This window comes from Sulfitobacter sp. F26204 (genome assembly GCF_026410305.1).
In the GTDB taxonomy this organism is placed as follows: domain Bacteria; phylum Pseudomonadota; class Alphaproteobacteria; order Rhodobacterales; family Rhodobacteraceae; genus Sulfitobacter.
In genome coordinates this window covers 557,065-576,504 of sequence record NZ_JAPMLQ010000002.1, presented here as the reverse complement: position 1 = coordinate 576,504, position 19,440 = coordinate 557,065, and the positions used below count along the sequence as shown (strand labels likewise).

23 protein-coding genes are annotated in these 19,440 nt (G+C 53.9%); 5 read left to right on the top strand and 18 right to left on the bottom strand.

What is annotated here, in order from left to right:
• Positions 1–188: 188 nt before the first annotated feature.
• The 3 genes from OS190_RS06755 to OS190_RS06745 are packed head-to-tail and all read right to left on the bottom strand — an operon-like array spanning position 189 to position 2,607.
• Positions 189–1,892, bottom strand: a complete 1,704-nt coding sequence (locus OS190_RS06755; RefSeq protein WP_267157898.1) for a sensor histidine kinase — start codon at positions 1,890–1,892, stop codon at positions 189–191.
• The gene (locus tag OS190_RS06750) at positions 1,889–2,446 is read right to left on the bottom strand and encodes an RNA polymerase sigma factor (RefSeq protein ID WP_267157897.1); all 558 of its coding nucleotides are present in this window, start codon (positions 2,444–2,446) and stop codon (positions 1,889–1,891) included. Before OS190_RS06750 ends, OS190_RS06755 begins: the two co-directional genes overlap by 4 nt.
• On the bottom strand, positions 2,443–2,607 hold the full coding sequence (locus OS190_RS06745) for a NepR family anti-sigma factor (protein ID WP_267157896.1): 165 nt from the start codon (positions 2,605–2,607) through the stop codon (positions 2,443–2,445). Before OS190_RS06745 ends, OS190_RS06750 begins: the two co-directional genes overlap by 4 nt.
• 98 nt (positions 2,608–2,705) lie before the next feature.
• Here OS190_RS06745 and OS190_RS06740 point away from each other — a divergent pair, with 98 nt between their 5' ends.
• Positions 2,706–3,515 carry a response regulator gene (locus OS190_RS06740; protein ID WP_267157895.1) on the top strand — a complete coding sequence of 270 codons (810 nt, stop codon included), beginning with the start codon at positions 2,706–2,708 and terminating at the stop codon, positions 3,513–3,515.
• A 129-nt stretch (positions 3,516–3,644) separates the two neighbouring features.
• Here the strand turns inward: OS190_RS06740 and OS190_RS06735 are convergent, their stop codons facing one another.
• Positions 3,645–3,806 carry a DUF1328 domain-containing protein gene (locus OS190_RS06735; RefSeq protein WP_267157894.1) on the bottom strand — a complete coding sequence of 54 codons (162 nt, stop codon included), beginning with the start codon at positions 3,804–3,806 and terminating at the stop codon, positions 3,645–3,647.
• Between the two features lie 279 nt (positions 3,807–4,085).
• On the bottom strand, positions 4,086–4,433 hold the full coding sequence (locus OS190_RS06730; RefSeq protein WP_267157893.1) for a hypothetical protein: 348 nt from the start codon (positions 4,431–4,433) through the stop codon (positions 4,086–4,088).
• A 91-nt stretch (positions 4,434–4,524) separates the two neighbouring features.
• Here OS190_RS06730 and OS190_RS06725 point away from each other — a divergent pair, with 91 nt between their 5' ends.
• Together OS190_RS06725 and OS190_RS06720 are read left to right on the top strand one after the other, a co-directional pair.
• Positions 4,525–4,749: a hypothetical protein gene (locus OS190_RS06725; RefSeq protein WP_267157892.1), complete on the top strand. Its 225-nt coding sequence runs from the start codon at positions 4,525–4,527 to the stop codon at positions 4,747–4,749.
• Positions 4,746–5,162, top strand: a complete 417-nt coding sequence (locus OS190_RS06720; RefSeq protein ID WP_267157891.1) for a hypothetical protein — start codon at positions 4,746–4,748, stop codon at positions 5,160–5,162. The genes OS190_RS06725 and OS190_RS06720 overlap by 4 nt, the downstream gene beginning before the upstream one ends.
• A gap of 110 nt (positions 5,163–5,272) precedes the next feature.
• On the opposite strand, the gene OS190_RS06715 is transcribed toward OS190_RS06720, so the two are convergent.
• The 5 genes from OS190_RS06715 to OS190_RS06695 form a co-directional block, all read right to left on the bottom strand.
• A complete protein-coding gene (locus OS190_RS06715; protein WP_267157890.1) occupies positions 5,273–6,559 on the bottom strand; it encodes a TRAP transporter large permease in 1,287 nt (428 codons plus the stop codon).
• Entirely contained in the window at positions 6,556–7,092 is a 537-nt protein-coding gene (locus OS190_RS06710; protein ID WP_267157889.1) for a TRAP transporter small permease subunit, read from the bottom strand. The genes OS190_RS06715 and OS190_RS06710 overlap by 4 nt, the downstream gene beginning before the upstream one ends.
• The gene (gene dctP / locus OS190_RS06705) at positions 7,089–8,075 is read right to left on the bottom strand and encodes a TRAP transporter substrate-binding protein DctP (protein ID WP_267157888.1); all 987 of its coding nucleotides are present in this window, start codon (positions 8,073–8,075) and stop codon (positions 7,089–7,091) included. The genes OS190_RS06710 and dctP overlap by 4 nt, the downstream gene beginning before the upstream one ends.
• A 67-nt stretch (positions 8,076–8,142) precedes the next feature.
• The gene (locus OS190_RS06700; protein ID WP_267157887.1) at positions 8,143–9,066 is read right to left on the bottom strand and encodes a hydroxymethylglutaryl-CoA lyase-like TIM-barrel protein; all 924 of its coding nucleotides are present in this window, start codon (positions 9,064–9,066) and stop codon (positions 8,143–8,145) included.
• A complete protein-coding gene (locus tag OS190_RS06695; RefSeq protein ID WP_267157886.1) occupies positions 9,063–10,247 on the bottom strand; it encodes a CaiB/BaiF CoA transferase family protein in 1,185 nt (394 codons plus the stop codon). Before OS190_RS06695 ends, OS190_RS06700 begins: the two co-directional genes overlap by 4 nt.
• A 99-nt stretch (positions 10,248–10,346) precedes the next feature.
• On the opposite strand from OS190_RS06695, the gene OS190_RS06690 reads away from it, so the two are divergent.
• Positions 10,347–11,273: a LysR family transcriptional regulator gene (locus OS190_RS06690; RefSeq protein ID WP_267157885.1), complete on the top strand. Its 927-nt coding sequence runs from the start codon at positions 10,347–10,349 to the stop codon at positions 11,271–11,273.
• A gap of 107 nt (positions 11,274–11,380) precedes the next feature.
• Here OS190_RS06690 and OS190_RS06685 read toward each other — a convergent pair whose 3' ends face one another.
• From OS190_RS06685 to hemP, 6 genes are all read right to left on the bottom strand, one after another.
• Positions 11,381–12,454, bottom strand: a complete 1,074-nt coding sequence (locus OS190_RS06685) for a DUF1513 domain-containing protein (RefSeq protein WP_267157884.1) — start codon at positions 12,452–12,454, stop codon at positions 11,381–11,383.
• A 1-nt stretch (position 12,455) separates the two neighbouring features.
• Complete coding sequence (locus OS190_RS06680) at positions 12,456–13,472, bottom strand: imelysin family protein (protein WP_267157883.1); 1,017 nt, start codon at positions 13,470–13,472, stop codon at positions 12,456–12,458.
• Positions 13,469–14,965, bottom strand: a complete 1,497-nt coding sequence (locus OS190_RS06675; RefSeq protein ID WP_267158315.1) for a di-heme oxidoreductase family protein — start codon at positions 14,963–14,965, stop codon at positions 13,469–13,471. Before OS190_RS06675 ends, OS190_RS06680 begins: the two co-directional genes overlap by 4 nt.
• A gap of 398 nt (positions 14,966–15,363) precedes the next feature.
• Positions 15,364–16,626, bottom strand: a complete 1,263-nt coding sequence (locus tag OS190_RS06670) for an imelysin family protein (RefSeq protein ID WP_267157882.1) — start codon at positions 16,624–16,626, stop codon at positions 15,364–15,366.
• A 12-nt stretch (positions 16,627–16,638) separates the two neighbouring features.
• On the bottom strand, positions 16,639–16,884 hold the full coding sequence (locus OS190_RS20495) for a hypothetical protein (protein WP_323370621.1): 246 nt from the start codon (positions 16,882–16,884) through the stop codon (positions 16,639–16,641).
• A 230-nt stretch (positions 16,885–17,114) separates the two neighbouring features.
• The gene (gene hemP, locus OS190_RS06660) at positions 17,115–17,279 is read right to left on the bottom strand and encodes a hemin uptake protein HemP (RefSeq protein ID WP_267157880.1); all 165 of its coding nucleotides are present in this window, start codon (positions 17,277–17,279) and stop codon (positions 17,115–17,117) included.
• 355 nt (positions 17,280–17,634) lie between these two features.
• On the opposite strand from hemP, the gene OS190_RS06655 reads away from it, so the two are divergent.
• Positions 17,635–17,940, top strand: coding sequence for a GbsR/MarR family transcriptional regulator (locus tag OS190_RS06655; protein ID WP_267157879.1), 306 nt, complete (start codon positions 17,635–17,637; stop codon positions 17,938–17,940).
• Between the two features lie 115 nt (positions 17,941–18,055).
• Here the strand turns inward: OS190_RS06655 and OS190_RS06650 are convergent, their stop codons facing one another.
• Positions 18,056–19,063 carry an Lnb N-terminal periplasmic domain-containing protein gene (locus OS190_RS06650; RefSeq protein ID WP_267157878.1) on the bottom strand — a complete coding sequence of 336 codons (1,008 nt, stop codon included), beginning with the start codon at positions 19,061–19,063 and terminating at the stop codon, positions 18,056–18,058.
• 73 nt (positions 19,064–19,136) lie between these two features.
• A complete protein-coding gene (locus tag OS190_RS06645) occupies positions 19,137–19,418 on the bottom strand; it encodes a YiaA/YiaB family inner membrane protein (protein WP_267157877.1) in 282 nt (93 codons plus the stop codon).
• Positions 19,419–19,440 lie beyond the last annotated feature (22 nt).

Genomic DNA, 19,440 nt, shown 5'->3' with positions numbered 1-19,440 from the left:
GGAGAGAAATTCTGTAAACTCTCTTATCTGATTTTACACCCGGCACTCTGCATGGAATTGAATTTGGTCTCGGTTTTTCAACATCTACCCGCAGCACTGCGAACCTTCCAATACTCCATCAGGGAAAAGGGTGCTGGAAAATGGCATTATTCATTTCTATCAAAGCCATTGTAAATTCAGTTGCTCATTCAAAAATCACGACCCTCGGGCGTGAAATCCTCAATTTCAAATCGCAAAGTCAATGAATAGACTTCATCGCCCTTTTCAAAATTTATTTCGCCGCCCAATTGAACCGAAAAGGCGTTGATCAATTTTGCACCGAGGCCGGTGCCATCGGCAAATGACGTGTCACCCACTGAATTCTCCATTGTCAGGACACACTCGGTCCCGACCTGTTTCAAAGATACTCGGATGAAAGGCTTGGCTTTGTTGGCGCTGCCGAGATATTTCAGGGCATTTGTCATACCTTCGGCGACAAGCAATGCCAGAGGCACCGCCTGATCAGGATAAAGCAATACCGGATCAAAATCAGTCTCGACTTCAATGGCGTTGGTTTTCGAGATAGCTATTTCAACCGAGCTTTCAACGATATCCGCGACCAATCCACCTGCGTTTGCCCTGCCCCCATTCTGAGATTGATACAGGTCTCTATGAATTGAAGCGAGGCTAAGAACACGATCCTGAAGACGCATCAGGACGGATTTAGTTTCATCATGTTTCGCCTCACGAATTTTCATGTTCATGATTGACGAGATCAGTTGAAGATTATTTTTGACGCGGTGATGCACCTCTTTGATCAGCACATTCTTTTCGCGCACCATGTCTTCAAGTTCGGCTTCTTCGCGCATGATGTCGTCTGTCATCCGGTCAAAGTTATTCGCAAGTGCTTGCAATTCGTTCGGCATTCCAAAATGGGATACCGAATTTTCGATAACACGAGTTTCGGCGAAATTATCCATATTGCGACGCAAGTGTATTATGTGACGCAAAACCAAAGTATGGATTGAAAGCATCGCGACTGCGACGCTGGCAACCCACATCAATATCGGGAAAACTGCTGGGCTCATGTAGGTACTTATCAACCCGACCGGGTTATCCTCGATCGACCAGACACCCAGAACTGTAGCAGAACTGCCTTCGATAGGCACAACAGTGTAGGTTCTGCTCTCTCCGCGTTGATTCTTGTCCACAAAGGTAAGGCCCGGGAAATGGTTGAGGCTCCCCAAGGAGCGATCCAACGGCAACTCCTGATCCGCATTGTCCAGATCATTTCGGGCACTCAATATCTGGTCTTTCGAATTGAACGTTAGCAACTCGATCAAACCCAGTTCTTCCAGGTCTTTGGTTGCCTGAGGCATGCCGCGATGTGGAATGGAAATTGTGATGAATCCGGCAAATTCATCATTAATTTCAAAAGGTTCCGATATATTGAATATCGACTCGCGACTTATCGGACCGCGCGGATTGGCGGTTATCGTGCGCCGTTTCGTTTGCATCAATTCGGTAAAGTCCTGCCCCGTTTTCGCATCAAAGGCACCTCCAGCTGAGGTACAGGTCATGATGCCGGACGGCGGTAGCACACCGATAAAACTATAGTTCTGGTTGCGCGCAACAAACCGGCGCAAATCCCGAACACAGGTGTCCGGGTCTTCGATGAAATCCGATGCCACCGTGCCAAAAAAACGCGCTACGCCCAATGCGCGCTGAATGAACAATTCCTCTTCTTTCGCGGCACTGCGTGTCAGTGCCAAAAGGGACATTTCAGCATTGCGGGCCGACTCGTTCTCAACGCGACTGGTTTGATATACAGCGACCGCGCCTAATGGAAAAAGTGCCAGCGACAACAGCAGCACGATTTGCACGCGCAAACCGTTCAGCCATTTTGGCGTCATTTTGACGGTCCCCCGAAATTTCCCACCACAGCCATCGTTGCGCGATCTGTAAGTTCCAGAGCCTCGTCATCATCAAGACGCAAGAGTTCAGTCAGCTTGATACGCCCCCGGTTGACCCGGCTCTTGATGGTACCGGTCGCTACGCCGCACATTTCGCCCGCCTCTTCGTAGCTAAAGCCGGAGGCACCGACCAGTATCAGTGCTTCACGTTGTTCATCAGGCAATTTGTCGAAGGCTTGTTTGAAGTCCGTCATCTGGAGGCGACCATCATGATCCGGCTTGACCGACAAGGTATCGGAAAAAATATTATCCACATCCGCGACCTCACGGTTCAACTTGCGGCGGCTGGAATAGAAATTGTTGCGCAGTATCGTAAACAGCCACGCTCGCATGTTCGTGCCCGCTTTGTACTTGTCCATGTTTGTCCATGCCTTGAGCACGGTATCCTGCATCATATCATCAGCCGTCGCACGATTGCGCGTGAGGCTCAACGCAAAGGCCCGAAGTGCTGGCAAATGTGTCAGCAGCTCATCTTTCGGCTCCAGGGTGCTCATTTTTCGTCCTTCTTGGCATCGTCTTGCGCACGCAGAACTGACAGCAGATCGGTAATCCGGTCGGGCAATTCATCTCGCTCCAGGTCCGAAAAGACCTGTTTGAGATTCTCGTCGATATATTTTGCTATCTTTGCACTCTTCTGATCATCGTTACTTGTCATTCTGGTTCGTTGCCTCAATGCTAAAAAACGGACTGCACATGGAACCAACTGCGGCACCCCGCGTTTGGTTCCAACAACAATGGAACAAAAGGTCAAAAATGAATAGTACCCAGGACGAGACGAGCTTCTCAGACCTCATTGCAGCAGAGCTTCCATATTTACGGCGATACACCCGCGCTCTGACAGGATCGCAATCTCGCGGCGACAACTATACGGTTGCAACTCTTGAAACCATTCTCAAGGACCGCTCACCTTTCGAGAACGAATTTTCGGTCAAGGTGAACCTTTTCAAGTGTTTTCATGCCGTCTGGTCGACATCAGGGCAACGGTTTGCAGATCCGGAGACAGATTTGCGAAGCCGCGCCCATGGCCTGCTTGCCAACCTGACCGCCAATTCCCGTGAGGCGCTGTTGCTGCGCACAGTCGAGGAATTCAGTCTGACCAACATTGCTGAAATCATGCAAACGGATGTTGAAGATGTCCGTGCGCTGATTGCTGTCGCAAACAAGGAGCTGGCAGACAGCTTTAAAGGCCGGATCATGATCATCGAGGATGAACCAATCATTGCGGCCGATCTGTCAGAGATTGTAAGCGCCTTGGGCCATCAGGTCACCGGGATTGCACGCACGCACAAGGAGGCGCTTGCACTTGGCGCTGAACTAAACGCTGACTTGATATTGGCAGACATCCAATTGGCAGATAATTCTTCTGGTATCGATGCAGTAAACGATCTTTTGGAGATGATGGATGTACCGGTGATCTTTATCACGGCATTTCCCGAACGGCTCCTTACGGGGGACCGTCCTGAACCTGCTTTCCTCATCTCCAAACCGTTTCAAGAGGCCCAGGTTCAATCGGCGGTGAGTCAGGCGATGTTTTTCGCCTCGACCGATACGCTCAAGTCCTGATCGGTCACCGACGTTGCATTGGTCGCTTGGGCGACCATGCAGGTCGGGGGTTTTGCAGCACAGGGACTGATCGGTGATGCAACCGAATTCGACGCAAACCTCGCCGACCGGTTCACCCTGTCCAGCTGACTAATTGCGCAGAACACGCAGCACCAAGGTGCCTAAAAACAATACTAGAAAGACAAAGAACAGAATTTGGGCGATCCCCGCCGAAGCAGACGCTATGCCGCCAAAGCCAAAGATTGCTGCGATGACTGCCACTATTAAGAAGATAACTGTATAATACAGCATAATGATACTCCTGACTGATTTTGTGGACAATGACTTCCCTGCCCGCTTACCTACCAACACCAAAGAACAGGGTCTGGTTCCAAAGGTTTTATCAGAATCCGAAAGGATCGAACCGGATAGCAGCAAGAGTGACCGGGTGAGAATTTGAAAACCCATTTCAGTTGATCTGCGCAAAAGTTACGCTTCGATCAGGTCAACTTTTCAAGGCCGCGATGAAGGCATGCAGCGCATGTCCCTTTTATATAAAAGTACTGGCAAGCATTCGGACAGGCCGTTCGTTCAGATCAAAGCGTTCAATATCATTTCCGTTGTAAATGGTTTGTTGACGACATCGGCAGCGAAACTCACGCCATTGCCGACACCGATCACCACCATCCTTGCGCCAGCCGCAGCGTATCTTTCGAAATCGGCCGAGGTTACATCCGAAACAAGGCTGCTATCGATCAAGATGCAGGCCGAAGCTTGCGAGGCTTCGATACAGACCGAAGCTTTTTCAAGATGCTCAAAAAGTACCACAGTGCTTTGAGGAAATGCCAGTTCCAGCATTTCAACGAGGTCCATGCCGACAACCGGATCCGGTTGGATCACAATAAACAGTCGAGAAGATGGTTCAGGATTAAATGTCATACAGACCGATTAGCGCGGCAGTGCCCAGTCAGCTTAAGTTTATGACATAGCTGATGCTGTTTATCGGGTTTAGCGTCCCTGCGGCTATGCGTTGATCAAAGCGCAATATCTGACGCCAGTTGGTTTTCTTGTCGGTGTGGATGATGCAAATCAATGGTGGGTTCAGCCGCCTGCATCCGTTCGCCCAATCAGCCTTGGTCCAGAATCGGAAAAAAAGAAAACCACATCGTTGCAGAAAGTGTGGAACCAATCTGCAGCGCGCTGGGTTGTTTACCTGAGAGGTCCAAACCTCAAATATGAATGGAGCAATAAATGACCAACCTATTTAAAACCGCCGCAGCAGTCGCCCTTTTGAGCACAGCATCCGCCCCAGCGTTTGCGGCCGCACATCTCGACATGACGACGATGACCTGCGCTCAATACCAGGATCTGAGCCCTGAAGATCAGATGAAGGTCGCAACAATGGCCATTGCCAGCGTAGATGATGGCATGAACAGCGAAGGTGGCGACGGCGAGCCAAAGGCAACCGAAGATTCCGAAGGCACAACCACTGCTGCCGAAGCAACCGAAGGTAACACCACATCCGGTGCCAAGGCCGACGGTAACGAAGATGACACCACTGAAACGTCCATGAGCGAGAGCGCTCTCGAAGCGTTCAACCTTCAGTGTGAGCGAAATCTGGATACCCTGGTCAGCGAAGCTGCCGCAGGTCTTGACGGAACACGCTAAGGTTTACTTCCGCATAGCTCACCAGTTATGCAGATAATAATGCGAGGGCACTCTTGGGTGCCCTCGTTCACGTTCAGGATGCCGCTTAACCGGTTTCGCGCGGCACGCCCTTAGCGACCAAAACCTGCATATTCTGGCAGCCATGTTGCAATCGGTGGAAACACAAAGACAATCAAAAGACCGATCAGCATCAATGCGGCATAGGGTGCGGAGCCTCTAATGACTTGGGAAAGCGGCGCTTTGGCGATACCCTTGATCACAAAAAGATTCATGCCAACCGGCGGTGTAATCAACGCCATTTCCAGATTGATCATCAACAGGATCCCATACCAAATCGGATCAATACCCAGGGTTATCATTACCGGAAAGACAATCGGTGTGGTGATCAGAATGATGGAAATGGTTTCCAGAAACATGCCCAGGATCAGGATCAATGCCATCACCGCCAGCACGAAGTACGTGGGGGTCATGCCCATGGCGGCTACCCCTTCCACGATCTCAATCGGCAAACGGATGATGGTGACAGCATGCCCAAACAGCGCCGCCGCGGCCAAAATCATGAACAACATCGAGGTGGTGCGAACCGTTTCCAGCGCCGTGATCCACAGATCCCGCAGGCCAAAGTTCCGATAAACGACGACGGCAATCACCAGGGCATAAAGGCACCCGATGGAGGCGGCCTCAGTCGCCGTGAAAATACCCAGATAAATCCCTCCCAAAACGACAGGTGGCATCAGTAACGCCCAGATCGACTGTCGTGCACGCGCCCAGACGGCCGCCATCCCCTCCCAGGGTTTGCGTGCGACTGTAGCGCCGAAATCCGCACTGACCGAGGCCCACACAGCAAAAATCAACGCCATCATCACTCCCGGCACGAGACCAGCAAGAAACAAGGCACCAATTGATGCCTCGGTCACAATTGCATATAGGATCAACGGCCCAGATGGCGGGATTAGAATACCCAATGTACCACCCGCTGCGATGACCCCATAGGAATAGCTGGGCTTGTAATTGAAACGCTCCATTTGCGGTATGGCAGTTGATCCGATGGTCAGGGCAGTGGCCACGGATGAGCCAGAAATGGCTGCAAAGATTGTACAGGATAGGATCGTCGCAATCCCCAACCCGCCGCGCAGATGACCAACCATGGCGTTGGCGGCATTATACAGATCCTCGACAACCTTCGCGCGGATCATGACATGCGCCATGAATGCAAACATCGGAATTGCTGTCAAAAGCCCGTTGTTGAGTTTGGCAAAAACCGTATCAGCAGCGCTGTTGACGTTGCCCTCGGTGAGCAGCATCAGAATGAGCGACGCCAGTCCGAGGCCGGCAAAGATGGGCACGCCTGTCAACAGGATGGCAATCAAACCTGCCAGAATCAATACGGTCATCATGTCGAAGGGTCAGTCAAAAAACTGATGATGCGCACAATTGCCGCAAGGATCAGTATTACCATTCCAATCAGCAGGAACACCTGCGGTATCCACATTGCGACCCCCAAGTAACCGTTTGAATAGATACCGAAATCATAAGAAAACCGTGTCATGAGAACGGCACTGTAGACAATGGCCAGGGCAACGCAGATGACGGCAATCATGCCCCAGATTTCAATCCATTTTCCTGCGCGGCCTCGCGCACGCCCCGTCAGCAGGTCGACACCAAAATGTTCATCCCGCAAAAGCACCTCTCCCGCACCAAGCGAAACCATCGCAACCACAAGAAAACCGTTCAGCTCATCCGTGATCGTGACAGGTGTTCCCAATACATAGCGCATAAAAACGCTATAGCTGACCACCGCGAAAACGATCAGCACCAGCAACGTCGCAATGGCCGCACCGGCACCGGTCACCCAGCGCACTGCCTGTTCCACCCCCGAGACATGGCGTGTCCCGGAGGTGGCATTGTTAGAAGCGAGATTAACGTTCACCCGGCGATACCGTTCACAAGTTCAATCAACTTGACCCCGTCTTCGCCTGTCGCCTCGCCAAAGGATTTGTCAAAAGCAGGCCCCATGATCGCTTGCCATTCAGCCTGTTCCTCTGCGGTTTGCATATGCACCGCCATGCCTTTCTCGACCAGTTGATCTGGCGCAGCACTTGATGCTTCTTCTGATGCAGCAACCGCCCATTCCGCAGCTTTTGCACCCGCTGTGTCAATGGCCGCTTTCTGGCTGTCACTCAGTCCATTGTACCAGGCCGGATTGAGGTAGCCGTGAAAGAACACGCTGAACAACGGCATTACATTGGCTTGGTCCTGTACTTCGTAATATTTCCGTGAATAAGCCGCTGCCACATCGGTCATGCCCGCGTCAATTACACCGGTGGACAGTGCCTCATATACCTTTGATCCCGACATGGCAGAAGGGGCAGCCCCCATTGCCACGAGAAAAGCATCCGAAACAGGGTTCAGACCGCGAATTTTCACGCCTTTGAAATCTGCCGGATTGATCAGCGGCTTGTCGTTTGAGGTGATCGCGGTCATTCGTGTCGTAAAGAGCCAAACGGCGTTATGAACCCCTTTTTCCAACAGCTTTTCGTTTAGGAAATTCGCAGCGTCACTGCTTGGCCAGGCGGCGAGCGTCTCCAGGTCGGTGACCGCATAGGGCTTTAGCGTCACGTTCATCAGAGGCAATGTCTTGCCCCATTGCGGGTTGATCGAAAAGGCACATTCAATGTTGCCCTTGGCCACCGAGACGATGTTTTCACGCGGACCGACAAGGCTGTTTGCACCGAAAACCTGTACATCAATCTCACCATTGGACTGGGATTCAATCTCGGCGGCCCACTGATCAATGACCTTTGCAATGTGATGCCCCGGAGGCAATTGGTGGCTGCACCGCATTTCTTCTGCTGCGGCAACTGGTGCGGCCATTCCTGCGGCCAACACCGCGCCATAAATTAGATGTTTCATAGTTTCCTCCCATTTGAGTTTTGGATTCGTGCCCCGGTCGCTCCGGGTTTTGGTTTTGTATTTTACTTTACATCGGCAGCGGTCCTGCACGCGCCACGCCACCATGCAGGGTTTCGCGCGGCATTGCCTGTTGCAATACACTGCGCACAGCGACGAGCTTTTCAAGATCGATTCCTGTCTCGAAGCCCTTGGCATGCGCCAGAAATACCAGGTCTTCGATCACCACATTGCCCGTCGCGCCCGGTGCAAAGGGACATCCCCCCAATCCGCCCAACGATCCGTCCAGAATGCGGCATCCCTCATCCAGTGCGGCAGATGCATTGGCAATCCCCATGCCCCGCGTGTCATGCAGGTGGATACAAAGCGGCACGGTCGCGCATAACGCCTGCGCTTTTGCGGTTAACGCGCCAACGGCTCGGGGCCCTGCAAATCCAACGGTATCCGCCAGACCGATCACATCCGCCCCTGCCTTCAAGCAACTTTCGATCAAGGCGAGAACCGCTGCCGGTTCGACCAAACCCGTAATCGAACATCCGAATGCCATTGCGATTCCGACAGAGATCAACGGACCGCCACCCCCTCTGGCACCAACAGCCGTGCGCACCAGATCAATGGCCGCGCTCTGACTACGCCGTTGATTGGCCTGTGAATGGGCCTCGGTCGCGGAAACCACCAGGGCAATCTCATGTACGCCTGCGGACAAGGCATCCATCAGGCCACGTTCATTCAATACCAGCGCGATCGTATGGCAATCCGGCAAAGCACCCGCAGTCTGTGCAACCTTCGCCACATCCGCAAACTGTGCGAATTTGTGTTTGGGCAGAAACGATCCAACTTCGAAATGGCGCAGCCCTGCGTGATGCTCGCGTTGGAGCCAGTCGATTTTGGCGGCAGTATCCGGCCAGACCTCGACCATCTGCAACCCATCGCGCAGCCCGACCTCTCTCAACACCAATCGATCTTGGGGGTATATGTCTGTGGCGCACCTCATTCGGCGTTCACCGTGTTCTGACAGATCGCGATCTCGTCAGCCGACAACCCGATGCTACTGAGAACCGCTTTGGTATGCTGCCCTACATCCGCCACGTCGCCTGCGGGGCTGTTTGAGACTCCCCTTACTTCGAATGGCAGGGAAGGTGCCCTAAAGACCGCGCCGGATCCGGTGCGTGACGTGTCAAGACCGCCAGAACGTGTCACATGCGGATCGTCAAACATATCGCCCGGGCGAGAAATGGGCGAAAACGGAATGCCCTGCGCTTCGAACTCTGTCGCCAATGTGTCAATCTCGCGAGCGGCAATCGCTTCTGCAAAAATAGGAATGGTCCAGGAACGTGCCGCAATCTGTGCTTCACGTCCCTGAAGGCGCGGATCGTCACGCAGTTGCTCCAGCCCCAGCAAGCCAGTGATCGTGTGCCATTGACCATCGGTCACTGCGGAAACGAACATTTGCTGGCCCGAGGCAGTCTGGAACACATCGTAAACCGGCCACGAAAAATCACGCGCAGGCATTGGTGGCGGATTCACCCCGTCGAGCTCGAATTGAACCATATGTTGTGCGACCAGCAAAAGGCAGTTTTCGAACAGTCCAACCCGAATGCTGCGCCCCTCACCGGTCTGCCCACGTTCCAGCAAGGCAGCAAGAACAGAGTACGCACCGAAAAGCCCGCCCATGATGTCATTCGCAGAAGACCCCACCCGCAGGGGCTGTCCCGGCGGGCCGGTCATATAGGCCAGCCCTGTCATCATCTGCACCACTTCGTCCAAGGCAGTGCGATCTTGATAAGGGCCGCTTAGAAAGCCTTTGCAGCCGCTGATAATAAGACGAGGATAGAGCTCTCGCAATGCGTCCAGATCCAGCCCCATCTTGGTCAACGATGTATCGCGAAAATTCTCCACCAGCACATCAGCGCCCTCCAACAACCGGTGCAAAGCCGCCTGCCCCGCAGATGTCGTGGTGTCCAGACAAACCGATTTCTTGCCGCGATTGAACAGTGGATGCATCGGCCGACCCATCCCCTGAAGATAGCGCGTCTTGTCGCCACCAGGTGGTTCGATCTTAATGACTTCGGCTCCAAGCAAGGCCAGGAACATGCCACAGGCCGGTCCCATAATCATGTGGCTTAGTTCTATGACACGAATGCCATCCAGCGGACGAAACTCAGGTTCGGACATCAATGCTCCCTTTCAGTGGGTTTACACTAAGCGGGAAAATGCTATCAGAAAATGACAAAGAATATTCAGTAACTTTCTAAATAATAGAAAGATGAAACTGTGAATGACCGGCATCTCTCCTGTTTTGCAGCGATCTATGACGAAGGCTCAATGACTGGTGCTGCTGAAAGATTGCGTTTGCCGATCTCGTCCCTCAGCCTGCATTTGAACAACCTCGAAGCGCAACTGGGCGTCACGTTGTTTCGCAGGCATCGTCGCGGGATGGAGCCAACAGCGGCAGGAGAGCGGTTTTATGGCCATGTGCGCGGCATTCTTACGGCAATGACAAACGCCAGGCAGGATATGCAGGCCGCTACCAACCGGGTGACAGGATCGGTGACATTGGTGATGGCCGGCTCTGCCAATCGCGCAATCGGATTCAAACTTGTCGAGCGGGTCAGTCAAGAATACCCTGACTTGCGTTTGACCCTCACTGAAAGCCTTTCGGGCGCAGCACTGGACGAACTTCATCATGGCCGGGCTGATCTTGCGGTCGCCTTCAATCCCACCCCCGGTCCCGGCATTCGGATCACACCTGTGCTGGATGAGGATCTTGTACTGGTTGGCCAGTCAAGAATTATTGGTGAAAGCGTGGAACCAATTGCTTTTGAGGATATTCTGCGCCTTCCCCTGATCTTGTTGCAACAGGGATTGTCTGCCCGGGCGCTGACCCGCGATACGCGCCTCTTGAAGCGTATCGAGGCCAGTGCCCGATTGCAGGTAAATTCGATCACCACCATCAGCGAAAGCCTATGCGCGGGCTTAGGCGCGACGATCGGAACACGGCTGATTTTTGCCGGGGAAATCGCGACCGGCGCCCTCAACGCCCGCCCGATCATGCGCCCGGCATTGGACCGAACGCTTTGCGTAATCGAGAGCACTGCGCGCGCGCAAACATTCGCGCTGGAGCATATGCAAGCGATGATTATCTCACTTCTTGAAGAAAGTGTCCGTGAGAAGCGCTGGGAAGCGAGGCTGGTCGCATGAAAATGGCACCTGATGCCTATTTCACTTGGGTATCCACTTTGTTTGTTCGCCGCAGTGGAAACAACGTCATCGGCCGCTTGGAAACGTCGACATTGTCAAAGATCGCATCACACAGAGACCAGATGGTTGTCCCATTTATATCCTCTTGTGGTCCGGACGACGGTCTGCCGTTTTGACACGCCGAGGATCTCACCTGTGCCTGCAGTGGCAAACAGTCCTGCCGCCGAGGGGGCAACGCCACAGACATCTGTGATCGGCAAGATGCGTTCAAGTGTCATCCCCTTGGTGTCATAGAGATGCAGGACACCGCCGCGTGGGGATGTGGCCGCGATGGTTCGTCCATCCGCTGAATAAGCAATACTGCCGACATAGCCTTCCAATGTACGCACTGCGTCACTGGTTGCATGCATCAATTCCAGCGCGTCACCACGTCTATGTCTCCCTACCAAAGCAGCGACAGGGCCGTCCGCCTGCCACTGCATGCCAAAGGCGACTGTACCTGTTGTGCCCACTGCCAGATGGCGAATGGAGTTCTTTTGCATCTCGGGTGGCAGCGCGTATGAGTCAACAACCACGCCTCCTTCGATATATGCCAGATTGGATTGCATCGTCGGGATATTTAATTTCGTGCGCCCTGTTTCTGGATGCGTGTCGATCCCGCCATTTGCGATCACCAGAACGTCAGAATGTGCGAGGCGTTTGACGTCGTGCGGGCCAATGCCGCCACTGTCGAATTCTGCAACACGTACATAGCCTCGCGCCACATCCCAGACACCGACACAGCCGCGACCGATTTCATAGTCGTTCTCGGTTGTGTATAACCAGTCCCCGCTTGCAGAAAACGCACCATGCCCATAGAAGTGCCGCCCGCTCGGGGCTTCGATGGTGACCTTGGGTTTGCCGGTCAAACAGTTGATCACCATAGCAAACGTGCCCGGCCGACGGGCAAATGCCACTGCTTCGGGACGGAGAGGATGTGCTGCCGCCGCATGCCCGCGGGCTGGCAACGGAATTTCAAAAACTATATTCAGAGACTGGTCAATGCCACATAGGGCGTATGTTCCTTCAGGTTTGGCTGCCGCCGACAGATAGGCCGGTGCCCCGACATCCGCCCAGGTCGGGCTTGGAATTACTCCGGCAGCAAATAAACCGCCGAGGAAATGACGTCGATTTGTGTTCATCTCAATCTCCATCCAGAGAATTGAATCCTGCCGCCACACCAAGGCTCGGCCCCAGTTCGTTGCGCACAACCTCACGAATACTATCCACGGATTGCTGCACGACTTCCAGTTTCAATCGTCGCTGCGGGTCGGTAATGCGGGCGAAAACCGGATCATCCAACGCATCAAGTCTGGCCTGCGCTTGCGCGAATACCTCGGCCAACCGCATAGCCAGATCGGGATCAGAATTGGCCAGCCGCGCCGCCAGATCCTGCAGCGATGCAAGGCTTAGACTGACGTGTCGCGCAGACCGTCCCGATCGCCAGTTTTCGGCACGCATGGGACGCGGACGGTCATAGGTGCCAAGGGGGCGCCCCAGTCGCGTTTCAGAGGTGAATTGCAAACCTGTGGTCAGGGCCTTGAACAGCTCACGCAGGACTTCATCCGCCCTGCGGTATTTGGCTTTCTCCTGAGGGGCCAGCATTTGCGCAGCATAATTTGTGTGCCAGTCCGTGGCGATTGCCGAGCTGGTCCTTGCGATGTCGCCAGCAACGGTCTGAACCAAGGTACAATGGTAATCTGCATCGCCCTCTCGTATCAGATCCGCGTCGTACAAAAGAAACTCCAGCGCATAAAAACCACGCGCAGCAATGGACATCTGCGCATAGGCTTCAGGCGTTGCCGCGATGGGATCTTGATCCGCAATCAGCTGGGCCAGCGCCCTTGGCGTTACGCCCCGGCTATCCGGCCAGAAAGCCAGTGCAAAGGCACGGTCGTCCACTTCACTGGGGCCGAACCGCAGATGGCTTGCCGAAACCCAGGCATCAAAGGCCCGTCCATACGCAGATCGAAGTGGAGCAGAGTTTGGCATGCAATCGTCGCGGGCGGCGATCTCCAACTGTGCGGTGTTGTCTGCCAAAGCATCAATTCTTGGCAGGATATGCCCCTCGACGCTTTCGACAATTATTTTGTTATCAGTTTGTGCTGTTGCAAAAAGCGGCACCAGCAAAAGCATTGCAGTCAAAAGAAACTGTTTCATAGGCTTTCCAAATAAGTGATGAGCGCATCCCGATCTACCTTCGGCATGGCAATAACGGCGTCGCGCTGCGCTGCCGCCTCCCCTCCGTGCCACAAGATCGCCTCAAGGATCGACCGCGCCCGCCCGTCATGAAGATAATAACTATGGCCACTGACCAGTTTGGTCAGGCCTATTCCCCACAGCGGCGGCGTGCGCCATTCCGTGCCTGTTGCCCGTGCCTCCGGGCGATGATCGGCAAGGCCAGGCCCCATGTCGTGCAAAAGCATGTCCGTAAAAGGCCAGATCAACTGAAAGCTTTGTTCGGGCTGATCCTGAAGCCTGTTGGTCACAAAATTGGGGGTATGACATGCCGTACAGCGGGTCTTGTAGAACACTTCCTTGCCAGCCAGCACCTGCGGGGTATTGACACCGCGCCGTGCAGGAACACCCAGATTGCGGCTGTAAAACGTCACCAAATCCAACCCCTCGGCGTCAATTTCGAAAATACGGTCATCGCCGTCCCCATGAAGGGCCGCCTGGCAGTCGGCTTGCAGATCGGTGCATTCGCCCGCCCCTGCAGTGAAAATCGGGTTTGAAATGCCGATGTCACCGACAAAGGCAGAGGCCGATTGTTCCAGAATGGACGGATTGCCCGCCTTATGACCGAAACGTCCTAACATTGGCCGATCAAGTACTTTGGACCAGACGATATTGGCGCGGCCCGAAATACCATCCTTATCTGCATCCTCTGGATCCGCGGCGGCCAGAATATCAGCAGCGGGAATTGCCTCCAGCAGTCCAAGACCTATCATCTGGGGCGCAACCCGCGGGCTCAACATCGCCTTTTCATGCAATGGCCCATAGCCCAGATTTGTAGCGCTATAAACCGGGTGGCGTAATGACACCTCTGCACCATCGGACAGGGTGATGATTTCTTCGCTATAGGTAATGCCAAGCCGGTATTCGGATTTATGGCCCTGAATGGCAAAATCCTGCAACTGTGTCCCATATGTAGGATCAGGCAGGGTTGCCAGGTAGCCGTCTATTTCAGCGATGGCATCCTCCGGTTGACCGGGAATCGACACGCGCAAGAACATTGATATGGCATTGTCCTGCGGATTTTCGGGGGGATGGCCACGCCCGTCCTTGATGTGGCAGCGCTGGCAGGAGCGTGCATTGTAAAGCGGACCCAGCCCATCGGAGGCCAAGGTGGACGAAGGCGACGACACCCAGAGTTTGCGAAACAAGCCGTTGCCCAGCTTGAAATCCAGTTCCTTTTCAAAGCTGATGTTGCCCGATGGCTCGGAAAAGGCATCCGCGTCTGTGCGCGCCCGCACGGTCGCCGCACCGCCGGGACGTTCCTCAAACCGCTGTGGCGCTGCAAAACCGGTGGCTAACGCCGTAACCTTTGCAATTCTTGCCGCCTCATCCGCCGTTCTGGGGATCACGTTCAAATGTGAATCATCCAAGGCCAGTGACCTTGCAAGGTCTTCAGCCGCGGCACTTGACGCCATGGCCACTGCAACCAATGCCAAGACGGTTGATCTGATCCCTTCTTGAAGTGTCACACAGGCCATTTCCAATTCCCCGATATTGCTGCTGATCTGATCGGTAGCTTCAATTCCGTTTAACGAACTGCTGTGTCAGCCAGAACCCCCAATTGCCATCAATACAGATCCGGTCGCAATGCCGAAGCGATAGCCTGCCGAATAGCGTGATCCGTCGGTTGTGCCGCTGGACATAAGCCTTCAGGCAATGGGAAACACCATGGCCCGGCCGACCGCGACAAAACGACAGATCAGACAACGGGCGCATGGCAATCGATTTTCACCCCCGCATCAATATCAGACCGAAGGTACAGTTGCTCTCTTCTCCGGCGTATTGCATCGGTTGGCAGGCTGGTTGTTCGGGCTTATTGGAAAACTGCGTTTGGATCATCAAGACTGTCAGATCCTTCAAAGGCAATCTGATCAAGGCCCAGGGTGGTAACGACGCGCTCGATCGTGCGGGTTTGATCTATCAACCCGTTCACGCCGCCCATGATCAGGGCTTCTCCGCCGGCATTGCCACGTTCAAGCATCTGGTCGTATGCAAATCCTGCCTCAGCAGCCGTCTTGATCCGTGCCAGTGCCATCATTGTCGTACCCAGTTTGCCGCGCATCTCTGCATCAAGGTTTGCATCCTCTGTTGCAACCAGGTCGGAAAGGGAAGGACCGGATACCAGGCTGCCGTCAACACGCACATATTCACCCAGATAGACATTTTGCACACCCAACCCATCATAATAATGACTGTTGTGGGTGTTGTCAGAGAAACAATCGTGTTCTTCTTCGGGGTCGTTCAACATCAGACCCAGACGCATCCGTTCGCCTGCCTGTTCACCATATGAAAGCGACCCCATGCCGGTCAGTATCGTCGCAAGTCCCGCATTGGTGTCAGACATCAGTTCCCCCCGTGCTGCCCCATCAGCGGTCCACTGGGAAACCATCCACTCAAGGTCACTCACCAACAGGTCTGTCGCTGCCTGCAGATATGCGCCACGGCGGTCGCAATTGGAATTGGTGCAGTCTTCACCTTTGGCATAGTCGGTCCAGGGGCGGTCGCCCGCGCCACGGTCATGCCCGTTCAGATCCTGCCCCCACAACAGAAACTCGATGGCGTGATACCCTGTGGCCACGTTTGCCTCGACCCCATCCGCCTCGTGCAATGTGTCGGCCAGCAAGGTCGGCGTAATTTCCGCAGCATCAACACTCTTGCCGGACAACGTGAAAGCCGGGTTCGCCACAATGTTCAAAGCTGCAAATGCGTTCTCGTCGGATGGCCCGCCATAGCTTGCATCAACGTAATCGATCAATCCTTCGTCCAGCGGCCAGGCGTTCACTTTGCCTTCCCAGTCATCCACGATGGCATTGCCAAAGCGATAGACCTCGGTTTGTTGATAGGGCACACGGGCGGCCAGCCATGCACTACGGGCGGCAGTCAGGTTCTCTGCTGATGGCGTTTGAACCAGCCGGGCGACTGCAGATTGCAAATGCTGCGCGGTGAGCAGGCTGTCCTCGTATTTCGCGCCAGCAATATCAGCATAGGTGCTGACCACCTCTGACTTTTCAATCGCAAAGGCAGGGGTAGCCAGCGCAAGGATGGCCACGGTGGTCAAGAGCTGTGTCGGTTTCATTCTGTCGTCCTTTTAGTGAAGTGTTTTGGGTCGGAAGGTCATCGGGGTGATTTCTTTTGCGCCGCCGAGAGGCATGCGTTTCAAGGCCAGGCCGAATTCTGCAGCACAAGAAACCACCATCGACGCAACATCGCTGCGTACCAGCAACGTCGCGAACAACATGGCGTCTTCGTGCTCTCCCTCTGCCGCAGCGGCAATGAAATTGGCAAAACAGGATTCATCGGCACCAAGGCATTTACAATCAACCGAATGCCGCATCAGCGGTCTTCGCCCATGATTTGCGCAAAGACGACAGAGTTGTGTGAACGACCTGATGGCCTTGCTGCCACAAACAGTACCAAGCCCTGCAGCAAGATCCCTACACACGCGCGCCTGCGAGTGAGGCCCATCAGACCACAAACGCAAATACAGTACAGAGACCGCCTCGATTCCATCCAGTTCAGCAATATATCCGACAGGCACACCACCGCGTTTTTCCTGCCTGATTGTCATTTGGTCAGGATCAACTTTCCGGCCCGCGTAATCCGCAGGGTGTAGATTTGCCCGTCGAGTACGATCTGAGCAAGATCCCCTCCCTCGGTAAGGTCGCGCGCGGAATAGGCAGGCAGGACTTCCGAGGGCGTTTGTTTTACAGGCGGTGAATGAAAACTCATGCCATTGCCCTGCCCGACAACCGAGCAAGCTCATATGCCCATTCAACTGGCATGCCTTCGCTTGCGGCAGCGGCGTATAGCACCTCATGGGGGTCGATTGTTTCTGTAATAGGTTTGTTTCGATCATAAGGTACTGGAATCTTTTGCCTTGTGGTGAACAGCATCTAAAAGCCCTCTGTTGTCGCGGTTGTCGGGCTTGCCCGATACAGGAATCGGGGTGGCTTGACTCGCTGCAAATCTGATAGTTTTGGTAAGATATGTCAATCTGACAATTTTAGTCGGATATGAGCACCTTTGTGCCCTGCTACTCACGCAGTCATCTGACTATCTATCATTTTTGACTGAAATTTCTGACATGACAGAAACAAAAGACGAACTTCTATCTGATGCGAAGTCCCAATTCATTCTCTATTGGGGAGACATGGGAAGCCAATGGAGCGTGAATCGCTCGGTTGCGCAAATACAAGCGCTGCTGTTTCTAAGCGTGAAGCCGATGAACGCAGAACAAATTGTCGAAGAACTGGGCATCGCCCGGTCGAATGCATTAACCTTCTTGAAAGAGCTGATTAGCTGGAAACTGATCCGCCGCGCCCCTTCCCATTGGCCCTCGCTGTGTCGGCCAGCCCGCCGTTGTCGTGTTGACCCAAGACAGTGCTGGTGAGGGTCAGTTCTGGATCCGGCAATATGGGCGCGGATCCGGCTTCCCCCAGGTTGTGCACCGTTCCAAAAGGTTTGCCTGACCAACCGGATTGGAGGAATATATCGGTTATCGCCCACTATTTCGAAGTGATACCCTGTCGGATCGCCGAGGAATAATCTGCACCACTATATGAGAGTGCCTTTGGGGTGATCTGGGCCATCTCGACCCGCTCTTCTATCGGCATACTGCCGTCGAACCCACCCAAACCATCGACATAGTCAGGAAGATGGCCGGACAAGACCAAGCGCCAATCAGGGGTCATATCCGGCTTGATCACCCGCGCCAAGCCATAGACCGTGGTCGTGCAATTTGCAGTGATCGTGTTATAAAACATGGGGTTTTTCTCAAGGTCCTGCGCCAGATCGACATAAGACATGAACAAGTCCCGGCGTTGCTGCGCGTTCAGGTTGACCGGATAAAGCCGAACATCCTCTTGCCGGTGATTGGTCCGCAGCTTGATGATGTCGTCTTCGGTCGCGGCAACAAGAACCAATTCAAATTGACGGAAAAACCCGCCTTTGACATTGAAACTTTCGTGGGATTCTTTGCGGATCTCAACCGAAAATACCACCCTTTGTCCGTCAACAAAGCCAAAGCTGACCAGCAAATGGGCAATTTCGGGATTGTCCCAGACAGAGGTCAGCATGTCGACCGATTGCAACTTGTTCAAATCAACTGTGCGAGTCTCCCAGGATTGATCTGCCTGGGCTGCGTCCCGCCAGTTGAAATTTCGGATATTCGAGAGCGTCACCAGGTCGCCCTCAACCTTGGCCCCTACCCCGTGTGCGACGTCAAATGCCCATTCGCGGTCCTGCGCGGGCGTGATGCCCTGATACCAAACGCCGATCACACCCGCGATCGCGACCAGGCTGAGCCATCCCAGGCGCCGCTTGTAAAACCGGATGCCAAAAGCGAATACAGCAGCCAGAACAACAGCGGCAAAGCCTATTTGAAACGTGTTCCCTGACAAATGGACCGACATGGCACCCCAGACCCAGGCCACCCCTGCAATTGCCACAAGGGCAAACAGCAGGTGGCCAACAAAGCGCCCAACGGAGGCAACTGTGATTGTGCGACGTGTCATGTCCGAAAGCTCCGGTATCTGGGGAAAAGCGCGGTGGCGATCAAGATCAACCCGATCGCCACCAAGGGCACATTCAGGCCGCGTCAGACTTGCCTACTTCAGCCAAGAGCCGCTCGGTGCGGGCATCTTCAAGTTTGTTGTGTAAACGCGTACTTTCTTCGTTGTCACGCAAGGCCTTGGTAATGCCAGCAGTTGAACTGACAAGCATGATTGCAGCCATTGAATAAAACCCTTTGGCGGCAAAACTGGCTTCCAGAAAGAAGATACCACCCGCCATCATGGTTGCCGCAATTGCGAACTGGGCATAGGTAAACATGTTCCAGGCGTGGGAAGGTTTGTCGATATATGCATTCATTGGTTTGACCTCTTAGAGTTGT

Excerpts from the sequence above, each read along its gene's own strand:
- OS190_RS06670 (WP_267157882.1), bottom strand. The coding sequence starts at position 16,626 with ATGAAACCGACACAGCTCTTGACCACCGTGGCCATCCTTGCGCTGGCT.
- OS190_RS06655 (WP_267157879.1), top strand. The coding sequence starts at position 17,635 with ATGACAGAAACAAAAGACGAACTTCTATCTGATGCGAAGTCCCAATTC.
- OS190_RS06755 (WP_267157898.1), bottom strand. The coding sequence starts at position 1,892 with ATGACGCCAAAATGGCTGAACGGTTTGCGCGTGCAAATCGTGCTGCTG.
- OS190_RS06700 (WP_267157887.1), bottom strand. The coding sequence starts at position 9,066 with ATGAGGTGCGCCACAGACATATACCCCCAAGATCGATTGGTGTTGAGA.
- OS190_RS06735 (WP_267157894.1), bottom strand. The coding sequence starts at position 3,806 with ATGCTGTATTATACAGTTATCTTCTTAATAGTGGCAGTCATCGCAGCA.
- OS190_RS06750 (WP_267157897.1), bottom strand. The coding sequence starts at position 2,446 with ATGAGCACCCTGGAGCCGAAAGATGAGCTGCTGACACATTTGCCAGCA.
- OS190_RS06730 (WP_267157893.1), bottom strand. The coding sequence starts at position 4,433 with ATGACATTTAATCCTGAACCATCTTCTCGACTGTTTATTGTGATCCAA.
- OS190_RS06745 (WP_267157896.1), bottom strand. The coding sequence starts at position 2,607 with ATGACAAGTAACGATGATCAGAAGAGTGCAAAGATAGCAAAATATATC.
- OS190_RS06685 (WP_267157884.1), bottom strand. The coding sequence starts at position 12,454 with ATGAACACAAATCGACGTCATTTCCTCGGCGGTTTATTTGCTGCCGGA.
- OS190_RS06720 (WP_267157891.1), top strand. The coding sequence starts at position 4,746 with ATGACCAACCTATTTAAAACCGCCGCAGCAGTCGCCCTTTTGAGCACA.
- OS190_RS06645 (WP_267157877.1), bottom strand. The coding sequence starts at position 19,418 with ATGAATGCATATATCGACAAACCTTCCCACGCCTGGAACATGTTTACC.
- OS190_RS06680 (WP_267157883.1), bottom strand. The coding sequence starts at position 13,472 with ATGAAACAGTTTCTTTTGACTGCAATGCTTTTGCTGGTGCCGCTTTTT.
- OS190_RS20495 (WP_323370621.1), bottom strand. The coding sequence starts at position 16,884 with ATGCGGCATTCGGTTGATTGTAAATGCCTTGGTGCCGATGAATCCTGT.
- OS190_RS06650 (WP_267157878.1), bottom strand. The coding sequence starts at position 19,063 with ATGACACGTCGCACAATCACAGTTGCCTCCGTTGGGCGCTTTGTTGGC.
- OS190_RS06715 (WP_267157890.1), bottom strand. The coding sequence starts at position 6,559 with ATGATGACCGTATTGATTCTGGCAGGTTTGATTGCCATCCTGTTGACA.
- hemP (WP_267157880.1), bottom strand. The coding sequence starts at position 17,279 with ATGAGTTTTCATTCACCGCCTGTAAAACAAACGCCCTCGGAAGTCCTG.
- OS190_RS06695 (WP_267157886.1), bottom strand. The coding sequence starts at position 10,247 with ATGTCCGAACCTGAGTTTCGTCCGCTGGATGGCATTCGTGTCATAGAA.
- dctP (WP_267157888.1), bottom strand. The coding sequence starts at position 8,075 with ATGAAACATCTAATTTATGGCGCGGTGTTGGCCGCAGGAATGGCCGCA.
- OS190_RS06675 (WP_267158315.1), bottom strand. The coding sequence starts at position 14,965 with ATGGCGTCAAGTGCCGCGGCTGAAGACCTTGCAAGGTCACTGGCCTTG.
- OS190_RS06740 (WP_267157895.1), top strand. The coding sequence starts at position 2,706 with ATGAATAGTACCCAGGACGAGACGAGCTTCTCAGACCTCATTGCAGCA.